At 44.8% G+C, this 26018-nt stretch carries 21 protein-coding genes; 10 read left to right on the top strand and 11 right to left on the bottom strand.

Features of this window, described 5'->3' with window-relative positions; all coding sequences use genetic code 11:
* Positions 1-78 precede the first annotated feature (78 nt).
* Genes yidC through rpmH form a run of 4 tightly spaced genes read right to left on the bottom strand, consistent with a single transcriptional unit; the run spans position 79 to position 2478 of the window.
* A complete protein-coding gene (yidC, locus tag JAO78_RS07125) occupies positions 79-1731 on the bottom strand; it encodes a membrane protein insertase YidC (RefSeq protein WP_226750674.1) in 1653 nt (550 codons plus the stop codon).
* Between the two features lie 3 nt (positions 1732-1734).
* Positions 1735-1998 (bottom strand): membrane protein insertion efficiency factor YidD, encoded by a 264-nt coding sequence (gene yidD, locus JAO78_RS07130; RefSeq protein ID WP_226750675.1) that lies wholly within the window; start codon positions 1996-1998, stop codon positions 1735-1737.
* On the bottom strand, positions 1953-2321 hold the full coding sequence (gene rnpA, locus JAO78_RS07135; protein ID WP_226750676.1) for a ribonuclease P protein component: 369 nt from the start codon (positions 2319-2321) through the stop codon (positions 1953-1955). The genes yidD and rnpA overlap by 46 nt, the downstream gene beginning before the upstream one ends.
* 19 nt (positions 2322-2340) lie before the next feature.
* Positions 2341-2478, bottom strand: coding sequence for a 50S ribosomal protein L34 (gene rpmH, locus JAO78_RS07140; RefSeq protein ID WP_226750677.1), 138 nt, complete (start codon positions 2476-2478; stop codon positions 2341-2343).
* 440 nt (positions 2479-2918) lie between these two features.
* Here rpmH and dnaA point away from each other — a divergent pair, with 440 nt between their 5' ends.
* From dnaA to glyS, 6 genes are read left to right on the top strand one after another with little or no spacing between them, the layout of a single operon-like run.
* Positions 2919-4286, top strand: coding sequence for a chromosomal replication initiator protein DnaA (dnaA, locus tag JAO78_RS07145; protein WP_226750678.1), 1368 nt, complete (start codon positions 2919-2921; stop codon positions 4284-4286).
* 12 nt (positions 4287-4298) lie between these two features.
* On the top strand, positions 4299-5402 hold the full coding sequence (gene dnaN / locus JAO78_RS07150; RefSeq protein WP_226750679.1) for a DNA polymerase III subunit beta: 1104 nt from the start codon (positions 4299-4301) through the stop codon (positions 5400-5402).
* A 19-nt stretch (positions 5403-5421) separates the two neighbouring features.
* Positions 5422-6522: a DNA replication/repair protein RecF gene (recF, locus tag JAO78_RS07155; RefSeq protein WP_226750680.1), complete on the top strand. Its 1101-nt coding sequence runs from the start codon at positions 5422-5424 to the stop codon at positions 6520-6522.
* Between the two features lie 2 nt (positions 6523-6524).
* Entirely contained in the window at positions 6525-8942 is a 2418-nt protein-coding gene (gyrB, locus tag JAO78_RS07160) for a DNA topoisomerase (ATP-hydrolyzing) subunit B (protein ID WP_226750681.1), read from the top strand.
* 59 nt (positions 8943-9001) lie between these two features.
* Entirely contained in the window at positions 9002-9928 is a 927-nt protein-coding gene (gene glyQ, locus JAO78_RS07165; protein WP_226750682.1) for a glycine--tRNA ligase subunit alpha, read from the top strand.
* Entirely contained in the window at positions 9928-11985 is a 2058-nt protein-coding gene (gene glyS / locus JAO78_RS07170; protein WP_226750683.1) for a glycine--tRNA ligase subunit beta, read from the top strand. The genes glyQ and glyS overlap by 1 nt, the downstream gene beginning before the upstream one ends.
* A gap of 102 nt (positions 11986-12087) precedes the next feature.
* On the opposite strand, the gene JAO78_RS07175 is transcribed toward glyS, so the two are convergent.
* Positions 12088-13143: a GGDEF domain-containing protein gene (locus JAO78_RS07175; protein ID WP_226750684.1), complete on the bottom strand. Its 1056-nt coding sequence runs from the start codon at positions 13141-13143 to the stop codon at positions 12088-12090.
* A gap of 575 nt (positions 13144-13718) precedes the next feature.
* Complete coding sequence (gene rlmF, locus JAO78_RS07180) at positions 13719-14618, bottom strand: 23S rRNA (adenine(1618)-N(6))-methyltransferase RlmF (protein WP_226750685.1); 900 nt, start codon at positions 14616-14618, stop codon at positions 13719-13721.
* Between the two features lie 128 nt (positions 14619-14746).
* Between rlmF and JAO78_RS07185 the strand changes: the two genes are divergently transcribed.
* Positions 14747-15145, top strand: coding sequence for a VOC family protein (locus tag JAO78_RS07185; protein WP_226750686.1), 399 nt, complete (start codon positions 14747-14749; stop codon positions 15143-15145).
* Positions 15146-15153: 8 nt separating this feature from the next.
* Here the strand turns inward: JAO78_RS07185 and JAO78_RS07190 are convergent, their stop codons facing one another.
* From JAO78_RS07190 to fadB, 5 genes are all read right to left on the bottom strand, one after another.
* Positions 15154-15579, bottom strand: coding sequence for a hypothetical protein (locus JAO78_RS07190; protein WP_226750687.1), 426 nt, complete (start codon positions 15577-15579; stop codon positions 15154-15156).
* Positions 15580-15666: 87 nt separating this feature from the next.
* A complete protein-coding gene (locus JAO78_RS07195) occupies positions 15667-17262 on the bottom strand; it encodes an amidohydrolase family protein (protein WP_226750688.1) in 1596 nt (531 codons plus the stop codon).
* A gap of 120 nt (positions 17263-17382) precedes the next feature.
* Positions 17383-17631, bottom strand: a complete 249-nt coding sequence (tusA, locus tag JAO78_RS07200; RefSeq protein WP_226750689.1) for a sulfurtransferase TusA — start codon at positions 17629-17631, stop codon at positions 17383-17385.
* A gap of 100 nt (positions 17632-17731) precedes the next feature.
* Positions 17732-18895 (bottom strand): acetyl-CoA C-acyltransferase FadA, encoded by a 1164-nt coding sequence (gene fadA, locus JAO78_RS07205; RefSeq protein WP_226750690.1) that lies wholly within the window; start codon positions 18893-18895, stop codon positions 17732-17734.
* 18 nt (positions 18896-18913) lie between these two features.
* Positions 18914-21067: a fatty acid oxidation complex subunit alpha FadB gene (gene fadB / locus JAO78_RS07210; protein WP_226750691.1), complete on the bottom strand. Its 2154-nt coding sequence runs from the start codon at positions 21065-21067 to the stop codon at positions 18914-18916.
* A gap of 193 nt (positions 21068-21260) precedes the next feature.
* Between fadB and JAO78_RS07215 the strand changes: the two genes are divergently transcribed.
* Genes JAO78_RS07215 through JAO78_RS07225 form a run of 3 tightly spaced genes read left to right on the top strand, consistent with a single transcriptional unit; the run spans position 21261 to position 26015 of the window.
* Positions 21261-23174 (top strand): transglycosylase SLT domain-containing protein, encoded by a 1914-nt coding sequence (locus JAO78_RS07215; RefSeq protein ID WP_226750692.1) that lies wholly within the window; start codon positions 21261-21263, stop codon positions 23172-23174.
* A 42-nt stretch (positions 23175-23216) separates the two neighbouring features.
* The gene (pepQ, locus tag JAO78_RS07220; protein ID WP_226750693.1) at positions 23217-24542 is read left to right on the top strand and encodes a Xaa-Pro dipeptidase; all 1326 of its coding nucleotides are present in this window, start codon (positions 23217-23219) and stop codon (positions 24540-24542) included.
* A 21-nt stretch (positions 24543-24563) separates the two neighbouring features.
* Positions 24564-26015 (top strand): TrkH family potassium uptake protein, encoded by a 1452-nt coding sequence (locus JAO78_RS07225; protein ID WP_226750694.1) that lies wholly within the window; start codon positions 24564-24566, stop codon positions 26013-26015.
* The last annotated feature ends 3 nt before the right edge of the window (positions 26016-26018 follow it).

Here is a 26018-nt window from a genome sequence, read left to right on the forward strand (position 1 = left end):
GGATAAAAAAAGCCTGCTGCATAATGCTAACAGGCTTAGTGTAGAACATCTTATCCGCAAGGGATAAGTTGCGCGGTATTAGGTTTTGCGGGTATGCAGACCTTTTTTCTCCATGCCGCGATAAATATACAGCATCTGGCCAAGTGAGATTAAGTTACTGACTAACCAGTATAATACTAAGCCACTTGGGAACCAGAAGAAGAATACGGAGAACGCGACAGGCATCCACATCATCAGCTTCTGTTGTAAAGGATCGGTGACCTGCATTGGCGTGAGTTTCTGCATCATAAACATACTCAAACCAAACAACACCGGTAACACATAGTATGGGTCTTTAGTTGATAAGTCGGTGATCCACAGCATAAATGGCGCATGGCGTAGTTCAATACTTTCAACAAATACCCAGTACAGTGCTAAGAAAATAGGCATTTGGATGAGCATGGGTAAACAGCCACCCATCGGGTTTACTTTCTCTTTGCGATATAATTCCATCATCGCTGGGCCCATTTTCTGTTTATCGTCTTTGTAACGTGCTTGTAGCTCTTCAATTTTTGGCTTCAAGTTACGCATTTTCGCCATCGACTCATATTGGATCTTCGTCAGCGGGAACATTGCGCCTTTAACAATTAACGTAATACAGATAATCGCTAAACCCCAGTTGCTAACAAATAACTGAATTTTAGTCAGTAGCCAGAACAGTAATTGTGAGATAAACCACAGGAAACCGTAATCAACGGTAAGGTCTAAGCCATTGGCTAATTTGGCTAATTCGTCCTGGACTTTAGGGCCAGCATAAAACGTGGCTGTGATGCTGGCGCTTTGGCCCGGATCAATATCAATGGCGGTACCCAGCGCGCCAATAACGCCTTTGTTCGTGCCGTGGATGCGGCTGTATAACTGGTTAGTGGCTGCTGAGTCTGGGATCCAGGCAGCAACAAAGTAATGCTCTAACATGGCAACCCAACCTGCTTGAGTGCTGACGCTCAGGTTAGTTTTCTGCATGTCTTCAAAGTTATACTTTTTATAGCGTTCTTCGCCGCTACCAAAAGCGGCGCCGCGGTATATTGGCATAAACATGCTGGCGCTTTCGCCACTATCAATGTTTTGTAATAAATGCTGATAAGGCTGAACCGTTTTGATTTCATCGCTGTTGTTGACGATAAAATATTCTACCCGGACATCATATTGTCCTGGGGTAAAGGTAAAGCGTTTTTCGATTTGCATGCCATTGTGCGTTAAGCGCAGTGGCACCACTAAGGGTTCAGTACCCTGAGCTTGATATTGAGTTTTTTCAACTTGATACAATGGCCGTTCAGTGCGGTCTGGGCCGTCACGGGCAATCAAACCAGATTGCGCAACATATTCAAAACCAGGAAGCTGACGCATCAATACATAAGGAGTGTTGCTGTCTTTGGTTAAGTTATGTTCAGGCAATTTAACACTGACAATATCACCACCGCGGCTATCAATCTCAAGTTCAAACACATCAGTGCTAACTTTAATGCGACGGTTTTGATCAATGTTGGGCGTGCTGTTGGCTACCGCCGGCGTGTCAGGGCTATCCATTAACATTGATGCCGAGCTGCCATTGTTAGCACTGCCACTTACCGTGCTGCTGACCTGTTGAGTGGCTACCGCCGGTTGCGGACCATAATCTTTTTGCCATTCCTGCCAGAGGAAAAAACTGACGATTGCCAGGGCAATTACTAGAAAACTGCGTTGTGAATCCATGGGTTAGCTTTTCTCATTATGCTTATCAGGAACGGGATCTTCACCACCTTGGTGAAACGGATGACATTTTAATATGCGTTTGCTGGCTAACCAAGCCCCTTTTGCTGCACCAAAGCGACCAATGGCCTCAATAGCATAATTTGAGCAAGTTGGGTGGAATCGGCAGCGTGGCCCCAATAGCGGGCTTATCAATAATTGATAACCTCGGACTAGGCCGAGCATCAACCAAACGATAAAGCGGTGTATTGGCGAGCGATCTTCTGCCATAGCCGTTCCAGTTGTTTCAGTAATTCATCATTAGGGGTGTTGCTAATATCCCCTTTTACCATGAGTACCAGATCCACACCGGGAAGCTGATGCTGATGCAAACGAAAGCTGTCGCGCACACATCGTTTAATACGATTGCGGTGCACGGCTAATTTAACACGTTTTTTGGCGATAGTAAGGCCAATTCGTGGATGAGCTAACTGATTGGGCTTTGCTAGAATGGTAAATAGGGGAGATGCGACCCGAAACGGGTTTTGAAAAACATTATCAAACTGACTGGGAGTTAACAGACGTAACTCCCGGCCGAATCTGAAGCTGGGCACGCAGCGTTTAACGACCAGTTTAGGCTGTTAAACGTTTACGGCCTTTAGCACGACGACGTGCTAACACCTCACGACCATTTTTAGTGGCCATGCGGGCGCGGAAACCGTGGTTACGCTTGCGCTTTAATACGCTTGGTTGAAAGGTTCTTTTACTCATAATTTCATCCGTCCGGTCGAAATATTTACTAAGGTTACCTGTGTTTTAGCAAATACACCAAAACGCAGCTGACAAAAATGAGCGCGAATTTTAAGTACTCTGCGCCCTAAAGTCAATGCGATCCTTGCTTTAATTACGATCCTAGCCAGTCGCGATCCCAGTTTTACTAAAGTTTTCCACAGCCTAGGCGATCTTTTACGAATAAAGTGTGAGTTATTTATTGTTTAAGCCAGATTTAACCCAGTTTTAGCTTGAGTATTCTTAAATAGAATAACAGTATAATAACCAATTAATACAATGGTATAGCGTGTTGGCGGGGGTGTTGTTAGGCTTTTTTAAAAAGTCAATCTTGAAGTTGTGGATAAGATCATACGATAATGCCGTTTGGCATTTCTACACCAGCCTTATCGATCATTATAATTCAGGCTTCAGGAGATCAGGTGTATCAGTCCGTTTGGCAAAATTGTCTGCAAGCTTTGCAAGCAGAACTCCCCGCGCAACACTTTAGTATGTGGATCCGTCCTTTGCAGGCTGACAGCTCGGCTGACGCTTTGACGTTGTATGCACCGAATCGTTTTGTACTGGATTGGGTGCGTGAAAAATACCTAAACCGGATCCTTGAACTGATCCGCGATTACTGTGGTGACAATGCACCGCGTTTACGCTTTGATGTGGGTACTAGCCAAAATAACGTTAAAGCTACTCCCGCGCCACAACCTCATCTGATGCCGTCTGAGGTAGCTGTCGCTTCGCGAGAAATTGCAGAACCGGTTCCTAAAACCATAGTGCGCTCCAATATGCGCGCAAATTACACCTTTACTAACTTTGTTGAGGGTAAATCGAACCAATTGGCTCGGGCGGCAGCCTCACAGGTTGCTGACAACCCTGGCACGGCTTATAACCCATTATTTATCTATGGCGGTACAGGTTTAGGTAAGACGCATTTATTACATGCGGTTGGTAATGGCATTTTAGCGAAGAAACCGGATGCAAAAGTGATATACATGCATTCAGAGCGCTTTGTGCAGGATATGGTAAAAGCTTTACAAAACAATGCTATAGAAGAGTTTAAGCGCTATTATCGTTCAGTTGATGCGTTACTTATTGATGATATTCAATTCTTTGCCAACAAAGAACGTTCCCAAGAAGAATTCTTTCATACCTTTAATGCCTTGTTAGAAGGCAATCAACAGATCATTTTAACCAGCGATCGTTACCCCAAAGAAATTGATGGTGTCGAAGATCGTTTAAAATCACGCTTTGGTTGGGGTTTGACTATTGCGATCGAGCCACCTGAGCTTGAAACCCGGGTGGCGATCTTAATGCGTAAAGCGCAAGAAAATCAGATCCGCCTACCGGAAGAAGTGGCTTTTTTCGTGGCCAAGCGTTTGCGCTCAAATGTTCGCGAACTCGAAGGCGCCTTGAATCGGGTGATTGCTAATGCTAATTTCACCGGCCGGCCCATTACCATTGATTTTGTGCGGGAAGCCTTACGCGATTTATTAGCCCTACAAGATAAGCTGGTGACCATTGAAAATATTCAAAAGACCGTAGCCGAATACTACAAAATCCGTATAGCGGATTTACTGTCGAAACGGCGTTCTCGTTCGGTAGCGCGACCGCGGCAAATGGCGATGGCATTAGCGAAAGAACTCACTAACCATAGTTTGCCAGAAATTGGGGATGCTTTTGGTGGTCGCGATCATACAACTGTGCTTCATGCCTGTCGTAAGATTGAATCGCTAAAAGAAGAAACACATGAAATTAAAGAAGATTTCCAAAATCTTATTCGAACATTATCGTCTTAACAGGGTTTTGTTATGCAATTTGTGATTAACCGTGACGCCTTACTGAAGCCGCTACAAATGGTATCGGGTGCTATTGAACGCCGCCATAATTTGCCAATTTTATCGAATGTGTTATTGGATGTTAGCGCCGATACACTGTCACTGACCGGTACCGATTTAGAAGTGGAGTTGGTTGCTAGCACGGTACAATTGCAAGTACACAGTGCAGGGCGGATTACTGTGCCGGCAAAAAAGCTGTTAGATATTTGCCGCAGCTTACCGGAAAACAGCGATATTGCCGTGCAGGTGCAAGGTGAAAATTGTATTTTAAGCAGTGGCAAAACCAAATTTACGTTATCCACGCTCAATGCTGCTGAATACCCCAATTTAGAAACCTGGCAAGGTGAGGTTGAGTTATCACTGACTCGCCAACAGTTGCGCAAGTTATTAGATGATACGGCCTTTTCGATGGCCAATCAGGACGTACGCTATTACTTAAATGGTTTGTTGTTTGAAGTGGATAACGGCAACTTATCTGCAGTGGCCACTGATGGCCATCGTTTAGCCATGAGTACTTTAGCGTTGCCGTCTTATGCTGGCCAACAAAAGCAGATTATTATTCCACGCAAAGGTGTTTTAGAAATTATGCGCTTGCTGGCGAATGATGAGCAGTTGGTCACCTTGAGCCTTGGCCAAAATCATATTCGTTTAAGTGACAGCAGTTTTAGTTTTAGCAGTAAATTAATTGATGGCCGTTTCCCCGATTACCGTCGTGTGTTGCCGCGCAACAGTACCAAGCAAGTGACCGCGCATCGTACCGTATTAAAAGATGCCTGTACTCGCGCCTCTATTTTATCGAATGAAAAATACCGCGGTGTGCGTTTTACCTTAAGTTCTTCTGAACTGCAGATTGTGGCGAACAACCCTGAGCACGAGCAAGCAGAAGAAGTGATCGAAGTGGAGTACGAAGGGGATAACCTCGAAATTGGTTTTAATGTCGGTTATTTACTAGATGTATTAAATAGCTTGAATACCGATCTGGTGATCCTGAATTTAAATGATTCCAATTCTAGTGCCTTAATAGAAGGTGTGGGTAACGTTGGTGCTGCCTACGTTGTCATGCCGATGCGCTTATAATTCTGTTGTTGTCTAAAGCATGTCGTTAATCTCGCTGCAGCTTAAGCAGTTCCGTAATTTTTCGGAACTGCAATTTAACGCGCATGCGCAGTGCAATCTGATTTGTGGTGAGAATGGCAGCGGCAAAACCAGCTTATTAGAGGCAATTTACTATTTGGCGCATGGTCGTTCTTTTAGAAGTAGTCGGCATCAACGTTTAATTCAATACGAGCAAGAGCATTTTGTACTGCATGCCAAGGTTGCCGATGCTGAGCAAACCTTTAGCTTAGGCTTACAACGCGACAAGCAAGCCGAATTGCTATTGCGGTTAAATGCGGCCAGTAACTGCAAGTTAGCCGATTTTGCGGCTTTGTTGCCGGTGCAATTAATTACGCCTGACAGTTTTAAATTATTTTTTGGTGGCCCGAAAGAGCGTCGTCAATATTTTGATATGGGTGTGTTCCACGTGGAACCTACCTTCTATACCGTGTGGTTGCAGTTTAGTCGGGTTCTGAAACAACGTAATGCCTTGTTAAAGCAAAGCCGGGCTTATGATCAGCAATTTGATTATTGGGATCAGCAATTAGTCAGTCTGGCTTGGCAGTTACAATCGTTGCGAGAGCACTATATCGGTCTGCTGCAACATGAATATTTGAAGCTAGTAGAGGGTAATTCCCTGTTAGCTGAAGTGAGTTTGCAATTACAAGCGGGTTGGCCTGAGCGGGTGCAAAGTCCAGCCGATTTGAAGCAACTGTTAGAACAAAATTTTCAACAAGATATGCGGCAGGGTTTTACTCAATATGGCCCACAAAAAGCGGATTTAAAACTTCGAAGAAAGCAGTTAGTGGTTGAAGAAGTATTATCCCGTGGACAGCTAAAAGTGTTATTATTTGCGCTTAAAATCGCACAAAACAATGTGATAGGTAGCAGCGGCAAGAAACAGCCCTTGTTATTGATTGATGATTTAGCATCCGAGTTGGATGCCAGTTCCACCCAAACGGTTTTTAATTATTTAAACAATATTAATTCGCAGGTTTTTATAACAGCAATTAATGCTGATCAGGTTTCACCTTTTATACCGGCTTCGCGCCGGCAAATGTTTCACGTGGAACACGGTCAGATAACAAGCACGGACAGATAGAGATGGCCGAAGAGCATAATTACGATTCCTCAAGTATTAAAGTATTAAAAGGTCTGGATGCAGTACGTAAAAGACCCGGTATGTATATCGGTGATACCGATGACGGTACAGGTTTACACCATATGGTATTCGAGGTGGTCGACAACTCCATCGATGAAACCTTAGCAGGCTACTGTACTGACATCTGGGTCACCATTCACAGTGATGGTTCGGTCTCTGTTCGTGATAACGGTCGTGGCGTACCTACTGATATGCACGAAGAAGGCGTCTCAGCCGCTGAAGTTATCATGACCGTGCTGCATGCCGGCGGTAAATTTGACGATAACTCTTATAAAGTATCAGGTGGTTTGCACGGTGTGGGCGTATCCGTTGTAAATGCCTTATCTGACAAATTAGAACTGACCATTCGCCGTAAAGGCAAAGTGCATAACCAAATTTATCATCTGGGTGTACCACAAGCACCTTTAGCGGTAATCGGTGAAACAGAAGGTTCAGGTACGGCAATTCGTTTTTGGCCAAGCCCAACTATTTTCTCTGACATCAATTATCACTACGATATTTTAGCGAAACGTTTACGCGAACTGTCGTTCTTAAACTCGGGCGTAAGTATTATCTTAACCGACGAGCGTAACGATAAAAGCGACCATTTTAAGTATGAAGGTGGTATCGAAGCTTTTGTACAGTATTTGAATCGTAGTAAAACCAGCGTGCATCCAAAAGCGTTCTATTTTTCTGATCAGCGCGAAGACGGTATTTCAGTTGAAGTGGCGATGCAGTGGAACGACAGCTATCAAGAAAACGTATTTTGTTTTACTAACAACATTCCGCAACGTGATGGTGGTACTCACTTAGCGGGCTTCCGTGGTGCCTTAACCCGCGTGCTAAATACCTACATTGAGCATGAAGGTTATGCGAAAAAAATGAAGGTACAAGCTTCTGGTGATGATGCCCGAGAAGGTTTGACTGCGGTGATCAGTGTTAAAGTGCCTGATCCAAAATTCAGTTCGCAAACGAAAGACAAATTGGTTTCTTCAGAAGTCCGTTCTGCTGTTGAAAGCGTCATGGGTGAAAAGCTCAACGAGTATTTGTTAGAAAACCCAGGTGATGCCAAAATTATCGTGGGTAAGATTGTTGATGCAGCACGTGCGCGTGATGCCGCGCGTAAAGCGCGCGAAATGACACGCCGTAAAGGAGCGCTGGACATTGCCGGTTTACCGGGTAAATTAGCCGACTGCCAAGAAAAAGATCCTGCTTTATCTGAACTGTACATTGTAGAGGGTGACTCTGCGGGTGGTTCAGCCAAGCAAGGCCGTAACCGTAAAAACCAAGCGATTCTGCCGTTAAAAGGTAAGATCCTTAACGTTGAAAAAGCGCGTTTTGATAAGATGTTATCTTCACAAGAAGTAGGCACTTTAATCACGGCTTTAGGTTGTGGTATTGGTCGCGAAGAATATAACCCGGATAAAACGCGTTATCACAGCATCGTATTAATGACGGATGCTGACGTCGACGGTTCGCATATTCGTACCTTATTACTGACGTTCTTCTATCGGCAAATGCCTGAGTTGATCGAACGTGGTTACATCTATATTGCCCAGCCACCGCTGTTTAAAGTGAAAAAAGGCAAGCAAGAGCAGTATATTAAAGATGAGCCCTCATTAGTTGAATACTTAACGACACTGGCTTTAGATGAAGCTTATTTGCATGTTAATGAAAATGCCCCCGGCATTGGTGGTGAAGCACTGGAAAAGCTGGTTCGTCAATATCATAAAGCTACCAGCATAATCCAACGTTTAAGCCGTAAGATCCCACAGAACTTACTAACCGAACTGATTTATATTGACGGTTTAACCACTGACACAATGAAAAATCAAACGGCGGTAGAAGAATGGGTAAAAACCTTAGCGAAGCGTTTAGATGAGAAAGAAGGTGACGGGTCAATTTATAAATACGATGTGGTAGAAGATCGCGAACGGCAGTTATTCCAGCCAAAAGTGATTATTCGTCAGCATGGTATCGATAACGAATACTTGTTACATCACGATTTTATTACCTCTCGTGACTATTTAAGCCTAGCAGCCTTAGGTGATGAGATCCGTGACTTAATCGAAGAAGGCGGGTATATCCGTCGTGGTGAGAAAGTGAAACCAGTAGCCACATTCCGTGAAGCCTTAGATTGGTTAATGTCTGAGTCGAAGCGCGGTTTGTATATTCAGCGTTATAAAGGGCTAGGGGAAATGAACCCCGATCAGCTTTGGGAAACCACCATGGACCCACAAAATCGCCGGATGCTGCAGGTAAGGATCGAGGACGCTATCGGTGCTGACCAACTGTTTTCAACCCTGATGGGGGATCACGTTGAACCACGGCGAGCCTTTATAGAAGAGAATGCTTTATACGTCGCAAACTTAGACGTATAACCGCACAATACCAAGTAGGGGCTTTCAGCCCCTCAGTTATTTTAGTGAGTTAGTAGCGCATGCATAAATACGATACGAAAACCTTTCAGGGGCTAATCTTAGCCTTGCAGGATTACTGGGCGCGTCAAGGCTGCGTTATTGTTCAGCCGTTAGACTTAGAAGTGGGCGCAGGTACTTTTCATCCTATGACCTTCCTGCGTTCGTTAGGCCCTGAGCCAACCAACGTTGCCTATGTGCAACCTTGTCGTCGGCCAACGGATGGTCGTTATGGCGAAAATCCAAACCGTTTACAACATTACTATCAGTTCCAAGTTATCCTTAAACCATCACCTGATAATATTCAGGAACTGTACTTAGGCTCTTTAGAAGAGTTAGGATTAGATACCCTGGTACATGATATTCGCTTTGTCGAAGACAACTGGGAATCGCCAACGTTAGGTGCTTGGGGCTTAGGATGGGAAGTGTGGTTAAACGGCATGGAAGTCACTCAGTTCACTTATTTCCAGCAAGTCGGTGGCTTAGAGTGTCGTCCGGTGACCGGTGAGATTACCTACGGCCTAGAGCGTCTGGCCATGTATATTCAAGGTGTGGATTCCATCTATGACCTCGTTTGGGCTGATGGCCCCTTAGGCCGAGTGACTTACGGAGACGTATTCCATCAGAATGAAGTTGAACAATCAACTTACAACTTTGAACATGCCGATGTACCTGCCTTGTTTAGCTACTTTGACCAGTGTGAAAAAGAAAGCCAATATCTGATTGAAAAAGGCTTGGCATTGCCAGCCTACGAAAAAGTTATGAAGGCTTCACATGCCTTTAACTTATTAGATGCACGACATGCCATTTCGGTAACTGAGCGTCAGCGTTATATATTACGAGTGCGGGCTTTAGCGAAAGCCTGTGCTGAAGCCTATTTTGCCGCACGTGAAAAATTAGGTTTTCCGCTTTGCAAAACGCAGCCTGCAGTTCAAAAGGAGGCCAAATAATGAGTGCTCAGGATTTTCTGGTTGAGATTGGTACTGAAGAGTTACCACCAAAAGCACTGACAACCTTAGCCACGGCTTTTGCAGACAACATTACGGCGGAATTAGCCAAGTTAGAATTACAACATGGTACGGTGCAATGGTACGCTGCACCACGTCGCCTAGCTGTGCGCGTTAATCAATTAGCGGCACAACAAGCTGATAAAGTAGTAGAAAAGCGTGGCCCTGCTATTGCAGCCGCCTTTGATAAAGCGGGTGAGCCCACCAAGGCAGCTCAAGGCTGGGCTGCAGGTTGTGGTATTAGCGTGGCCGAAGCCGAACGTTTAGAGACGGATAAAGGCGCATGGTTGTTGTGTAAGCAGTTACAAAAAGGCCAAAGTACCACCGCGTTATTAGCCGAGGTGATTACTAGCGCTTTAGCTAAACTGCCGATCGCCAAACCGATGCGCTGGGGCAATTCCGATGCTGAATTTATTCGACCTGTGCATACCATTATTATGCTGTACGGTGATGCTGTTGTTCCTGCAACCATCTTAGGTCGACAAAGCGGTAATCAAACGCACGGCCATCGTTTCCATGCGCCGGCTAAAGTTACCGTAAAAGATGCTGATGCTTACTTACCCGTGTTAGAACAAGCTTATGTCATTGCTGACTTTAGTCGCCGTAAAGCGTTTATTGCTGAGCATGTAACTGCTGCAGCTAAACAGCTTGATGCACAAGTGCAATGGGATGATGCCCTGCTCGAAGAAGTGACCGCCTTAGTAGAATGGCCGGTTGTGTTAGTGGGAAGCTTTGAAGAAAGTTTCTTGCAAGTGCCAGCCGAACCACTTATTTCAACCATGAAAGACAACCAAAAATACTTCCCATTGCGTGATCAGCAAGGCAAGTTATTAAACAAATTTGTGTTTGTCGCGAACATCGCCAGTAAAGATCCGCAGCAAATTATCTCGGGTAACGAGAAAGTGGTGCGGCCGCGTCTATCAGATGCACAGTTTTTCTTTAATACCGATCGCAAAACTAAGTTAGTGGATCGCTTAGAAAGCTTAAGCACCGTGTTATTCCAACAGCAATTAGGTACCTTAGCGGAAAAATCGGAGCGGATCAGTCAGGTTGCTGCCTATATTGCTAAGCAAATTGGTGCTGATGAAACGGCGGCAGCACGCGCCGGTTTATTATCTAAAACCGATTTAATGACCAACATGGTCGGAGAGTTCCCAGAGGTACAAGGTATTATGGGAATGCACTATGCACGCTTAGATGGTGAAGCGGAAGCAGTGGCATTAGCGCTCAATGAGCAATACATGCCGCGTTTTGCAGGTGATCAATTACCAAGCCGTTTAGAAGGTGCGGCAGTAGCCATTGCCGATAAATTAGATACCTTAGTCGGTATTTTTGGCATTGGCCAAGTGCCGAAAGGAGATAAAGATCCTTTTGCATTGCGTCGTGCAGCTATTGGTGCTTTGCGTATTATGGTCGAAAAGCAACTGCCATTGGATTTAGTCGATTTAATTCGCTTTAGCCAGCAGACTTTTGGCAGTAAATTGACGCATTCAGAGGTGGCTAATGACGTCGTCGACTTTATGCTAGGCCGCTTCCGTGCTTGGTATCAAGACGAAGGTTACAGCATTGATGTGATCCAAGCCGTACTGGCGCGCCGTCCAACCAACCCTGCAGACTTTGACCGCAGGGTGAAGGCGGTAGCCGCGTTCCGTAAACTTGAGGCCGCTTTAGCGCTGGCAGCAGCGAATAAACGCGTTGCAAATATTCTTGCTAAGGTGGACACCGCCATTGCGGATACTGTGCATGAAAACTTACTGCAGGAAAACGCGGAACAAGCCTTATTTAGTGCGATAAAGGCAGAGCAAGTGTATCAGGCGAGTGTCAGTGATTATACCCGCGCGTTAAGCCATCTTGCCGCTTTACGTGAGGTGATTGATCATTTCTTTGATCAAGTAATGGTCAATGCAGATGATGCCGCCGTCAGAGCGAATCGTTTAGCGTTATTAAAACAGCTGCGCGAATTATTTTTGCAGGTTGCTGATATCTCAGTATTGCAATAGAGCATGAATAACTAAAAAGCCAGCTGAATTGCTGGCTCTTTAGTTTATTTAATAAATGTCGAACGATGAACGCGCAATTTAATAATATATTAAAATGATAAGTTAGCCTCTTGTTTGATCTCGGCCATTGTTTTTTGCTTTGTATAACATCATATCTGCCAACTTTATACTTTCACTAAACTCTTCAGACTTATTGCATAACGCAACTCCAAAACTTGCTGTTACCTTATATTGCGGTGCAGAAGGGACCAATTGTTGTTGGTGAAACTGTTTGCGAATTTTATCAGCTATATTCAACGCATCTTGAACAGAAGTACGTGGCAGAATTAATAAAAACTCTTCACCGCCGATGCGACATGCGAAGTCTTGTTGGCGAATATTTTGTTTGAACATATATGCGACTGATTTAAGTACGTTATCTCCAACATCGTGACCAAAATTATCATTAAGGCGTTTAAAGTAATCTATGTCACACATAATAAGAGAAACCGGAAAAAAAAGATCCGGTTGTTTTTCGAAGCTTGGTACTAAACAAGCATCAATAAAGCGACGATTCGCTAAATTGGTTAACTGATCAGTGTTTGCTTGTTGGTCTTTAATTTGTTGTAGCTTATCCATTGCTTCGTGACTACGTTCACGGTAATGATCGTTAATCCAACAGACAATAATAACAATGAGCAACGAGGCAATAAAACGACTAGCTTCAGCTTCTTTATAGTTTGCCGAAATAAGGTCGGGGATAAAAAGCATTATACTTAGAATAATAAGTAAAACAGCATTCGAGATTAGCGCATTGCGCACACCAAGTAGGCCAAACAAAATTGCGGGAAATGGAAATACCCAAAACAGTGCTGTGTTATTAAAGCCCCCTTGATAAACTAGGCTAAGAACAAAACTTGCAACAAGTAGCGTTTCAATAACACAGGCTCGATCAAGATTGCGAGTAATATTAAAAACAATTATGTTTAATAAGAATAAACTGCCCGTAGTAAACAAGATAGTAGGTAATAATATTTGTTCAGCACTGAGATTTTTTACACCGTAAATAAACATAACGGCAGTGGTGATGTAACTAACAAACCTCAGAATATATAAACGCCGTCGAGCATCAATTTTCTGAGCTTGTTCCGTACTTTGCTTATTAAAAGGCTGATGCAATGTTTTTAATCCTTCAAATTATCTCATCATACTAATGTTAGTCTGCTATTTTTTAAAGCCAAGGGGTAATGTTAATTTGCCTGTATAAAAAAGCCAAACATAGCGGCATTTAGTATTAGCTATCAAAAATAGACTAAGTTTCAGAATTAGAGATTCTCGTTAATAAGGTTAATCGTCCAAAACATTAACAGCACTTTATACAGTATAAAATAGGTGGATATCGTTGGCTTGGCGAGGTTTCATCAACATAGGTATATAAGAGCCTAGTTATATTGACGAATAAACCCAGTAAGTTCGCGGCCAATTACTTGCGACATATTTTAGTCCGTTACTAATAAATTAAACATCTGTTTAAGCAACAGCGTTATAGCTTGTTTGCCATTTTTCCATCAGTGGTATACGAATACCAAGGTGGTTTTTAAGTTAACGGTAAGAAGTCAGAGCTAATCAGCATCGGCTACTAAGAATACGACTCGTAAATTGTATGAATCAACTAGGTAAAGAACAAATTCAGCGGATGAGAACCACTCTATGGCAATATTAAGAGAGTTATTAGCTGCTGTTCGTCAAATGGTTTAGTGAAATCGCCAAGTTAATAATAAGCTGCTCTTTTGGCCTTGCTGCATCTTCAATTGTTTCACTTCAACCGTTTGATATTGTGTTAACAACGCGAGCAACAGGTTGTGGTGTTTTTGCTGTGAGACCAGAGTGGTAAACCAGCCAACTTGTTTAGCAAATAATGCGCTCTCTTTAATCATATTGCTAATAAAAGCGAGCTCGCCGCCGTCACACCATAGCTCATTGTTATTGCCCGAAAAATTGCGACCTTGCTTGGCTTTACCGAGCTTTTGCCATTTTTGTTGGTTAACCGCTTGTGCTTCAGCAGCAGAACGATAAAAAGGGGGATTACACACCACTAAATCAAAATACTCCTGCGCGTGGATAATACTTTGAAAAATCTGCAAAGGTTTGGCTTGTAAACGCAAACTAATCATCCCTTTTAAGCGATCGTTGGCGTTAATAATAGTGTTGGCGATGTTCAGAGCTTGCTGATCAATATCGCTACCGACAACCTGCCAACCGAAACTGCGTGTCGCCAAAATGGGGTAAATGCAATTCGCGCCACAACCAATATCTAGCATTCGTACTTGTTTACCCTGTGGCACTTGCCCCTGATGTTGTGGCAGTTGACCAAGCAAATCTGCAGCATAATGTAAATAATCAGCACGGCCTGGGATCGGTGGGCAGAGATAGCCTGAGGGTAATTGCCAAAAATCAATTTGGTAATAGCTTGCTAAGATGGCCGCATTCAGATGTTGTACCGCCTGGCTGTTACTGAAATCTATAGTGGCAGCACCGGTTGGCGTGCGGGTTAAAAATGGTGTTAATGCAGGATATTTGGCACAAAGTGTTGGCAAATCATAACGGCCATGATGCGGATTTCTGGGGTGAAGTTTTGAAGGTTCGCTGGTCATAATCTTTAATAGTAAGCACTTTGCGCTAAGTGTAATAGAATGCCGCTTGGGCTGCGAGTTAAACTCGCCACAATAAGCACAAGCTTCGGCTAGCGGATGCAATATGACTCATTTAAAAGGAGCTTGCCATGGCGCAGAAATTTATCAGTTGTATCAGTTTATTAGTAACGGATTATGATGCGGCGATTCAATTTTACACGCAGTGTTTAGGTTTTAACTTAATAGAAGATACCATGCTATCCGCCGATAAACGCTGGGTAAAAGTCGTCCCACCAGGCGCACAAACCGCGATCTTGCTGGCTAAAGCAAGTAATGCACAGCAACTTGCCTTGGTCGGCTGTCAAACCGCAGATCGGGTAGGACTGTTTTTACAAACAGACAATTTTTGGCAAGACTACGAGAAAATGTGTCAGCAAGGTGTCGTGTTTTTGGAAGCACCTCGTGAGGAAACGTATGCTACCGTAGTGGTGTTTCAAGATTTGTATGGTAATAAATGGGATTTACTACAGCCTAAACAACCTGCCTAGCAACAGTATTAACTTTTAAAACCGTTCACAAACTCAGTATCTGGCAAGGCTTGTTGCAGCAATTGCTGTAACGGTTGCATTTGTTCTAGCCGAAATTTGTATTGCACGCGAAGCTGGCCATTTAAGTCAAAATCGATAAAACCCAGTTTATCTTCTTGCCACAGTGTGATTTGTTTAATGCTGCGAAGCGGGGCGCTGTCCATGCCGACACGCAGTTTTTGTTCCTGAACAGCAAAAAGTCTCAGGATGTCTTTGCTATAAATATACTCGTCATCACTCAGTGGCTTACTTTTGCTGAAAAAAAATAGCTCTAAGCTAAATAGTAAAGCCGTGAAAAACAAACTTTGATAACCAAATAGCCAAAATAAAAGCGCAATACCCAGCAGTATTAGCGCTTTTGCAGTAATAGAGTCTTTAATCAGTGGCCAAAACATAGATAAAAGCTGAATAAGTTAACATTTAGTTACCTTAAATAACCTCGCTAGGCTCGTCAAGCTAGAGACCGTCTGTTAGCGACACGATTAATTGCTTGGTGCTAATTCTGCTGTTTTAGCTTGTTGTACTAAGTTACGTACATCCTGTAGCAGTTGCTGTGCGTCATAGATAATGCCATCTTTAATGGTATAGCGCACACCTTTAGTGCGTTCTGCTTCATTTTTGTCGTTTAATCGATAATGCCCGGTGCCATATAGCACTTTAAAATTGGCTAACGGGTTTTCAGCTACAATGAACATGTCGGCTTTTTTGCCCGGTACGATACTGCCAATGTCTTCGTCTAAACCCAGTGCAATAGCGCCATTAAGCGTTGCCGCTTGAATAACTTCCAGTGCATTAAAGCCGGCTTCACGTAATAGTTCTAACTCTTGAATAAAGCCAAAACCATAGATTTTATAGATATAACCCGCATCTGAACCGGTGGTAATACGACCACCATGGTTTTTAAAGTCTTGTAGAAATTGCATCCACAACCGGTAATTTTCGCGCCAACGTACTTCATGCTCAGTGGTCCAATCAAACCAGTAGGAGCCATGTGCGTAACGGTTTGGCGTAAAGAAACGCGTTAGGGTCGGTAGGGTATACTCTTGATGCCATTCAGCGTTACGCTGCGCGGAGGCATCACGGCTAGCTTCATAGATAGTTAGGGTGGGGTTAATAGTAAAATCGAGTTTAATAAGCTCATCTCGTACCGCAATCCATTTATCTGAGCCGGGTTTAGCTGCTTGCGCCCATAATTCACCGGCAGCCGCGAAGCGATCTTGTTCATTTTGATAGTTATAGTTTGTCGGATAGTTTTGAACAGTTTGTCCATCAAACAATGCTTCAGGCAAACCATACCAATGTTCCATCGAACCCAGCCCCATGCGGGCACTGTCGACGACATTGGTGCGCATCACATTAAGTTGCGCATGATGCATCATGCTGCCAAGATTTTGTTTTTCAGCTTCATCTAAGGCTGCAGCCATAATGCTGGGCGTAGCACCAAAAAATTTAATGCCCGCTGCTCCGGCTTTTTTGATGTCTTTAACCCATTTACGTGCCTGATCCGGATTAAATACCGGTTGCGCTAAGCCTTGACCAAAGCCAACATAAGGCACGATCCTTGGGGCAACTATAGTATTCGCGGCGGCCGCTTTGACGTGCTTTAACGTCCATGCTAGGCCGTTAAAACTGCCGGGTTCTCTTACGGTGGTAATGCCATGCGCGAGCCAAAGTTTAAATACATATTCTGCAGGGATGCCATTGGCTGAGCCGCCAATATGACCGTGCATATCAATAAAGCCAGGCAGGATATACATACCGCTGATATCCATTTCTTGATCGCCAGGCGCCGCTTGTGGTCGACTGGCAGGCAATACGGGCACATCAGGATAACCGACAATACTCACTTGTTTAATCCGGTCTTGCTCGATAACGATATCGACAGGCCCTACTGGTGGCGCACCTTCTCCGCTAATTAAAATCCCTCCTCGAAGAATTAACCGCTTATAAGGGCCATCACCTTGGTTGCCGCGCTCAGGCGCTGAGGGCGTGCGCTCAGTGGTTTGGGCGAAGGTAATCGGTGTTACTAAGGTAGCTAATATCAATAACGTGAAGGGAAGTCGCATAAAACGGACCATAACATTTCCAATAGTCATTTATTATGGTATCAGTGTGGATAAAGTTTCGACATGTCGCAAGCGATTACGTTAGCTCGTCGCTAGGATGCGTTAAAAGGTTTCTGGGTTTAACAGTGAGTGTTAATGAGCCCCTTTTTTGATTAAGTAACGGTAGGGAATTTCGCTGGTGCTGTATTGCATTAACTCGTGATCCATAAAGCGACAAAAAGCGGGAATATCACGCGTACTGGCTGGATCGTCGGCGATAATCAACAAGGTTTCACCATTTTGCATTTTTCGGATCTGTAGTCTTACCATCATCACTGGCTCTGGGCAGCGTAGGCCTAGGGCATCTAAGGTGTGATCGGCATGCTGAAATTCATCTGCCATTGATAACTCCAATAATATAAGACGCAAATTTAACGACAAGCCATTAAAAAAGGCCGTATCAACGGCCTTATTCTAAGCGATTGTGTTACAAGCTGCCAGTTTAAGGCCGCTCAAACACCGTGGCAATGCCTTGGCCTAAACCAATACACATAGTCGCTAAACCAAATTTACCGCCTTTATCTTCCATCACATTTAGTAAGGTGGTGGCGATACGTGAACCTGAACAACCTAATGGGTGACCTAGCGCAATGGCGCCCCCATTAAGATTCACTTTTTGGTCGGCCACTTCAAGTAAGCCAAGATCTTTCATTACAGGCAAGGCTTGTGCAGCAAAGGCTTCGTTCAGTTCTGCATAGTCAATGTCGTTAATGGTTAAGCCAGCCATTTTTAACGCTTTCTTACTGGCCGGTACCGGACCATAACCCATGATGGACGGATCACAACCTGCGACACCCATACCGCGTACATAAGCACGGATAGGTAAGCCTAAGGCTTTAGCTTTCTCTTCGCTCATCACTAACATGCCCGATGCACCGTCAGATAAGGCTGAAGACGTACCGGCCGTTACAGTGCCGTTTGCTGGGTCAAACACCGGGCGTAAAGCTGATAACGCTTCAACCGTGGTTTCAGGACGGATGACTTCATCATAATCCATGAGTTTTAACACGCCGTCGGCATCGTGGCCTTCAGTAGGAACAATTTCGTTTTTGAACCGACCCTGCTCTGACGCTTCTTGTGCCAAGCGGTGTGAGCGAGCACCAAATTCATCTTGTTGCTGACGACTGATACCGTGCATTTTACCAAGCAGTTCTGCGGTTAAACCCATCATGCCTGCTGCTTTGGCAACAGATGTTGCCAAGCCTGGATGAAAATCAACACCGTGATTCATTGGCACATGACCCATGTGCTCAACACCACCAATTAGATAGACATCGCCCATACCCGTTTGAATAGCACGTACGGCGTCATGCAAGGCTTGCATGGATGAACCACAAAGACGGTTAATGGTCACCGCGGGCACAGAATGCGGGATACCGGCTAATAACGAGGCGTTTCGAGCAATGTTAAAGCCTTGTTCTAGCGTTTGTTGCACACAACCCCAGATCACATCATCAATATCGGCAGCATCTAATGCGGGATTACGAGATAACAACGATGCCATAACATGCGCTGAAAGTTGTTCGGCACGCACATTACGATACATGCCACCTTTAGAGCGACCCATCGGGGTGCGAATACAATCTACTATTACTGCGTTTTTCATTATGCTGTGCTCCTGCGCTTAAACCGGGAAGAAACGCTGGCCGTTGGCAGCCATGGCGCGCGTATGATCTGTAACCTGATAAATTTCACCTAGATGGGCGTATTTATCGGCTAGGGCAACAAAGTTAGCTAAACCTAAGGTGTCGGCGTAACGCAGTGGACCACCGCGAAACGGAGGGAAACCTAAGCCGTAAACAAGGCCCATATCGGCTTCAGCGGCACTGGCAACGATACCTTCTTCTAAGCAGCGAATGGTTTCGTTAATCATCGGTACCATAACGCGAGCAATAATCTCGTCAGCACTAAACTCGTGTTTCTCAGTCGTAAGTTCAGACAGTAAACCTAAGCTTGTTGCATCGATATCTTTCTTCGGTTTGCCTTTGGCGTCTTTACTGTAAGTATAGAAACCTACGCCATTTTTCTGGCCGTAACGTTTCGCGTTATACATCGCGGCTACCGGGTCCTTTGCCAGTTTCGCCATCCGAGTTGGGAAGCCATCCGCCATCACATCGGTACAGTGATAAGCGGTGTCTAAGCCCACTACGTCCAGTAAATAGGCGGGGCCCATTGGCCAACCGAATTGTTTCTCCATCACTTTATCCACTTGCGCAAAATCTGCGCCATCCAGCATTAACTTACTGAAACCAGCAAAGTAGGGGAACAATACACGGTTAACGAAGAAACCAGGACAGTCGTTTACAACAATGGGGGATTTCCCCATTTTGGCAGCATAAGCCACGACCGCAGCAACGGTTTCATCACTGGTATCTTTACCGCGGATGACTTCAACTAACGGCATTCTGTGTACGGGGTTAAAGAAATGCATACCGCAGAAGTTTTGCGGCCGATTTAGGTTTGCCGCTAACTGATTAATAGAAATAGTAGAGGTGTTCGAGGTTAAAATAGCATCGTCGCTTAATAAGGCTTCAGTTTCTTTTAACACCGCGCCTTTAATTTTTGGATTTTCGACAACCGCTTCAACAACGATATCCACGCCGGCCACTAAATCATTGCTTAACGTGGGAGTAATAGCCGAAATCACTTTAGCCATGCCGACGGCATCTAATTTTTTACGATCGACTTGTTTTGAGAGCAACTTGGTTGCTTCTGACATGCCTAAAGCGAGTGCGTTGTCGGCAATGTCTTTCATGACCACCGGTACACCTTTCAGTGCAGACTGATAAGCAATACCCCCGCCCATAATACCCGCGCCTAATACAGCGGCTTTATTCACGGCTTTAGTCGCGGTCTTCGCGGCTTTTTTCGCTTTACTTTTAATGACTTGGTCATTTAAAAATAGCCCTATTTGCGCCGTCGCCGCGTCGGTCTTGGCTAATTTGGCAAACCCGGCGTTTTCTAAAGCAACGGCACCAGCCCGATCTAACGTGCTAGCGGCTTCTATCGTTTGTACCGCCATCATCGGTGCCGGATAATGTTTACCCGCAGTGGCGAACACCATACCCTTGGCTGTATTAAAGCTCATGGTGGCTTCAATTTTATTCAGTTTTAGAGGCTGTAATTTTACGGCGCGTTTTTTCTGCCAGTTTAGCTGACCCGCGATAGCGTCTTGCAGCATGCTTAAACCGGCTGCCGCTAATTTTTCAGGGGCAACAACGGCATCAATTAAACCTTCTTTTTGGGCTTGCTCTGCACTGCGATCTTTACCGGTGGTGATCCACTCCATGGCATTGTCAGCGCCAATAATCCGTGGTAAACGAACCGTGCCCCCAAAGCCAGGCATTAAACCGAGTTTAACTTCAGGTAAGCCGATGCGCGTGGTCGTGTCAGCTACACGGTAGTCACAAGCGAGCGTCCATTCACAGCCGCCACCTAAGGCGAAGCCTTTAATGGCCACTACGGTAGGAACAGGCAGGTCTTCACAAGCATCAAACACATCAGAAGCTTGTTTAATCCACGGAACTAAATCGGCTTCAGGCCGTTCAAAAATAGGTAAAAACTCAGTAATGTCAGCACCGACCACAAAGTTATCTTTGCCACTAACAAAAAGAACACCTTTTAAAGCGGGATCCGCGTGCAGCTTACTTAGGGCTGCCTTACAATCAGTCAGCGTCTGTTGATCAAATTTGTTGACCGAACCTTGTGCGTTAAAGGTAAACTGGGCAATACCAGGTTGCACATACTCAACCTGAATGCTGTTACTCTGGTAAATCATAAAAATGCTCCTTGGTCGCGTTAGCTATATATCATTATTCGCAACTGGTACGATGAGGTTATCTGATCCAGTGTCTCGTGCTTTTAGAAAAATATCAATAGTTATTTAAACGGGTGTTTTAAATCGTGCTAAGCACAAACATACTTAACTATAGACAGTATTGACTGACTAAGTTTTCATCTGGAGTTGTACAGTGAAACGCCTGATCTTTATATTAAGTTGTACTTTTTTTTCTACAATGGCTGTCAGTAATGCTGAACAGATTGAACAGCAACGTGAGTTATTTGTGCAAGCCGAGCGCCAAATTGGCTCTGCACCTCTTAGACAAGTTGAAGCGTGGTTAGAAGAATTAAAAGATTATCCGTTACAACCCTATCTGCAACAACGCTACTTACAGCGGCGTTTGAATGCTCACACTGATATTGAAAGCTTTTTACAGCAACATAAAGGCTCTCCGCTGGATTGGCCGTTGCGCCGGCCCTTTTTACAAAGTTTAGCTAAAGCAAAACAATCTGAACGGTTTTTAATGAACTTTCCGGGTAGTTCAGACGCTGAGCTAAATTGTACGGCGTTGGAGCAGCGTTTGCTGGTTAGTCCGGTTGATAAGCAGCAAGTCTGGCAGGAGGTACAAGCGTTATGGACCGTAGGGAAATCACAACCTAAAGACTGCGATGACCTGTTTAAACAATGGCGCCAGGTTAATCCGCTGCAAGCTGATACAGTGTTGCGGCGTATTCAATTGTCTGCAGAAGGCGGTGATGCGAGTTTAATTCGTTATTTAAAAACCTTGCTACCGACTAATCAGCAATATTTAGCGGACATGTGGCTACAAGTAAGAAAGGACCCTAGTGTCATGACGAAAGGTCGCTTCTTTGCTGGCAAACATGTGGTTGAACGCGACATTTTGGCTTACGGTTTAAAGCGTCTAATCTGGCGCTCACCCGATCAAGCCTTAAAAATGTGGCAGCGTTTTGTTAATGATCCTTATTTTACCGCTGCTCAGCGCGTTGATGTGCAGCGTCAATTTGCTATTGCCTTAGCCAGTAAAGGGGATAGTCGCGCCGATGAGTGGATGGCGCAGTTACCCCCCGAGTTATTGGATAGCAGCTTGGCACAATGGCAAGTAGGCCATGCGTTACGAGAGCTAAACTGGCCGAAAGTGCAAAAAGTCATTGAGCAGTTTCCTGCAGATCTCGCGGCAGATATCAATTGGCGCTATTGGTTAGCTCGAGCTTTTGAAGAGCAGGGTCAGCAAGCAAAGGCCGATCCCATTTTTCGTGAGCTGGCTTTGCGTAGACACTTTTATGGCTTTATGTCGGCAGCTAAGTTGGGGCTGCCACCGAGTTTAGCGCACAATCCGGTGATGGTATCTGCTGAAGAGTTGTTATTAGTGCAGCAACACCCTGCGGTGCAACGCGCCATTGAATGGCTGGCGCTTGGCCGAATGACCGAAGCGCGACGGGAATGGAATTTCTTACAACGCTCAGTGACTGAATCGCAAAAGTTAGCCGCAGCTAAGCTAGCCGGTCAAATGGAGTGGCATGAGCGCGCCATTTTTACGCTGGCGGATGCCGGTTATTGGGACGATGTAGAATTACGTTTTCCGCTGGCTTATAAAGATGAAATTCAACGCTCGGCGAAAGGCGCAAAAGTAGATTCTGGTTGGGCTATGGCAATAGCTCGGCGCGAAAGCTCTTTTATGGCTGATGCTAATTCTCCGGTGGGTGCGCGAGGTTTAATGCAAATTATGCCAGCTACCGCCAATGATATTGCAAAAAAACGCGTGCCAATAGCGCAACTTTATAACCCCACCACCAATATCGATTATGGTACCGATTACCTTAATTATTTGATGAAGCGTAACGACGGTAATTTAATTATGGCCACCGCAGCTTACAATGCAGGTTACAGTCGTGTTCGGCAATGGATCCCGACAGACCACGCTTTGCCCGTTGATGTATGGGTAGAAACGATCCCTTATCGCGAAACGCGAGAATATGTAAAAGCAGTGATGGCGTATTATCAGATTTACAATATTCGCTTAAATGAACCCATTGATGTGTTTCAACCGCTGGTTGCGATGCAGATTGGGGCGAAGAGTAAATGATGTTATTATCCAAAGCCCTTAACAGCAACCAGTAAGGTGTTTATGAACTCAACATATCAGCAACTTTATCCAGAGCATCTAGCAGAACTGCAGTTGCGTACCCGCAATGTGTTGGCTCGTGAGAATCTCGACGCGCTCGTTATTCATTCAGGTCAAGCAAAGCGCAAGTTCTTGGATGATATGGATTATCCGTTTAAAGCCAATCCACATTTTAAAGCGTGGTTACCGGTAGTCGATAATCCGCATTGCTGGTTAATAGTTGATGGTGTAAATAAACCCAAACTGATTTTTTATCGGCCAAAAGATTTTTGGCACAAAGTGCCTGACGCACCAAGTGATTTTTGGGCTGAGCACTTTGATATTCAGTTGCTTGAAAAAGCTAATACGGTTGAAAAGCTGTTGCCTTATGATAAAGCACGTGTGGCGTATTTAGGTGAGTATCTTGAAGTCGCTAAAGCCTTAGGCTTTACCCACATCAACCCTGAGCCCGTGATGAATTACCTGCATTTTTACCGGGCGTATAAAACCGCTTATGAGCATGCCTGTATGCGCAATGCCAACCGTATGGCTGTGACCGGGCATCGTGCGGCAGCCGCGGCCTTTTATGCCGGTGGCAGTGAGTTTGATATTCAGCTCGCTTACTTAGCGGCTGTTGGTCAAACTGAAAATGAAGTGCCTTATGGCAATATCATTGGTTTAAATGAACATGCCGCTATTTTGCACTACACTGCTTTAGAGCGTAAAAAACCTGCGCAGCATCATTCCTTTTTAATTGACGCGGGTGCCGAGTTTCATGGTTATGCGGCAGACATTACTCGTACTTACAGCTTCGATCCGAAAGATGAATTCTCTGCACTGATCCAAGCGGTGCAAAACGTGCATTTGCAGGTAGTGGATGCGATTAAACCGGGTAACAAATACACGGATTTACAGTTTTTAACTCATCGCTTGTTAGCACAAGTGCTGATTGATTTTGATTTTGTCCGCAGCAGTGTCGATACTATTGTTGATACCGGTATTAGTAGCACTTTTTTCCCGCACGGCGTGGGCCATCACCTAGGTTTGCAAGTGCATGATGTCGGTGGTTTTATGGCCGATGAGCGTGGCACTCATGTGGCTTCACCAGAACAACATCCGTTCTTACGCTGTACACGGCTGATTGAACCGTCAATGGTATTTACTATTGAGCCAGGCTTATATTTTATCGATAGTCTGTTAGCCGACTTGCAAGACAAAACCGAGAATAAGCTGTTTAACTGGCAAAAAATTGATGCTTTCCGCCAGTTTGGTGGTATTCGTATCGAAGATAACATTATTGTGCACCGTGAGCGCAATGAGAATATGACTCGCGAGTTGCAACTGCCATAAGCGGTCGCTGAAAAGGACATTATGCAATATCGTTCGATTATCCGTATCTTGGGGATGCTGATTGCTATCTTCAGTATCACCATGGTGCCGCCGGCGATGGTGGCCTTCTGGTATAAAGATGGTGCGGGTTTACCCTTTATTTTGTCCTTTTTAATGTGTGTTGCCATCGGTTTTATCACCTGGTATCCCAATCGTAAATACCGTCGCGAACTTAAAGTGCGTGACGGTTTTTTAATTGTAGTGCTGTTTTGGATTGTGCTCGGTGCGGTGGGCGGCATCCCGTTAGTTCTGGCTGAATATCCGAATTTGAATCTCGCTTCCGCGATGTTTGAAGCTTTTTCTGGCTTAACTACGACCGGCGCCACGGTGCTAACCGGCATTGAGTTGTTACCCAAGGCCATTCTCTATTATCGTCAGCAATTACAATGGCTAGGCGGTATGGGAATTATCGTTTTAGCGGTGGCCATTTTGCCACTGCTCGGTGTGGGCGGGATGCAGTTGTTTCGTGCTGAAACACCCGGGCCGGTTAAAGATAACAAAATGACACCGCGTATTGCTGATACCGCAAAGCACCTCTGGTATATCTATTTAGCCTTAACCATTACTTGTGCGTTAGCTTTTTATTTAGCCGGTATGTCGGCGTTCGACGCCATCTGTCATGCGTTTTCAACAGTCGCCATTGGTGGTTTTTCTACTTATGACGCCAGTATGGGCCATTTTAACAGTCCGTTGATCAATCTGATTTGTGTGTTCTTTTTGTTTATTAGCGCGGTAAATTTCACCTTGCATTTTGCTGTCGTGCGCGGCAAAAATTTAAGAACTTATTTTGGCGATCCAGAATTTAATACCTTTTTGGGTATTCAAGTGGCGTTGATTCTCATCTGTTTCTTAGTGTTGCTGCACACCAGTGTCTATCCCGATCAGCTCACTGCGCTAAATCATGCCGTATTTCAAGCCGTGTCTATCTCCACTACCGCCGGTTTTGCTACGGATAGCTTTTCAGCTTGGCCATTGTTTTTGCCTATTTTGCTAATATTTTCGAGTTTTATTGGCGGTTGTGCCGGCTCGACCGGTGGCGGCATGAAAGTTGTGCGTGTGCTGTTGTTGTTTAAGCAGGGTGCGCGTGAGCTCAATCGCTTGGTGCATCCACGCGCGGTATATGCCATTAAGTTAGGTCGTCGTGCTGTAGAAGATCGCATTGTGCAAGCGGTATGGGGCTTCTTTGCGGCTTATGCGTTAGTGTTTGTGGTGATTATGCTGGCGTTGATTTTTACTGGTTTAGATAATATTACGGCGTTTTCGGCAACGGCGGCTTGTTTAAATAACTTGGGGCCCGGTCTGGGCGAAGTGGCCGCTCACTTCGGTAATATCCCCGATGCCAGTAAATGGATTTTGATTGTAGCTATGGTGTTCGGTCGCTTGGAGATTTTCACTTTGCTGGTGCTATTTACCCCTGCCTTTTGGAAAGACTAAGCT

The organism is Alishewanella maricola, from assembly GCF_016343785.1.
GTDB lineage: Bacteria > Pseudomonadota > Gammaproteobacteria > Enterobacterales > Alteromonadaceae > Alishewanella > Alishewanella maricola.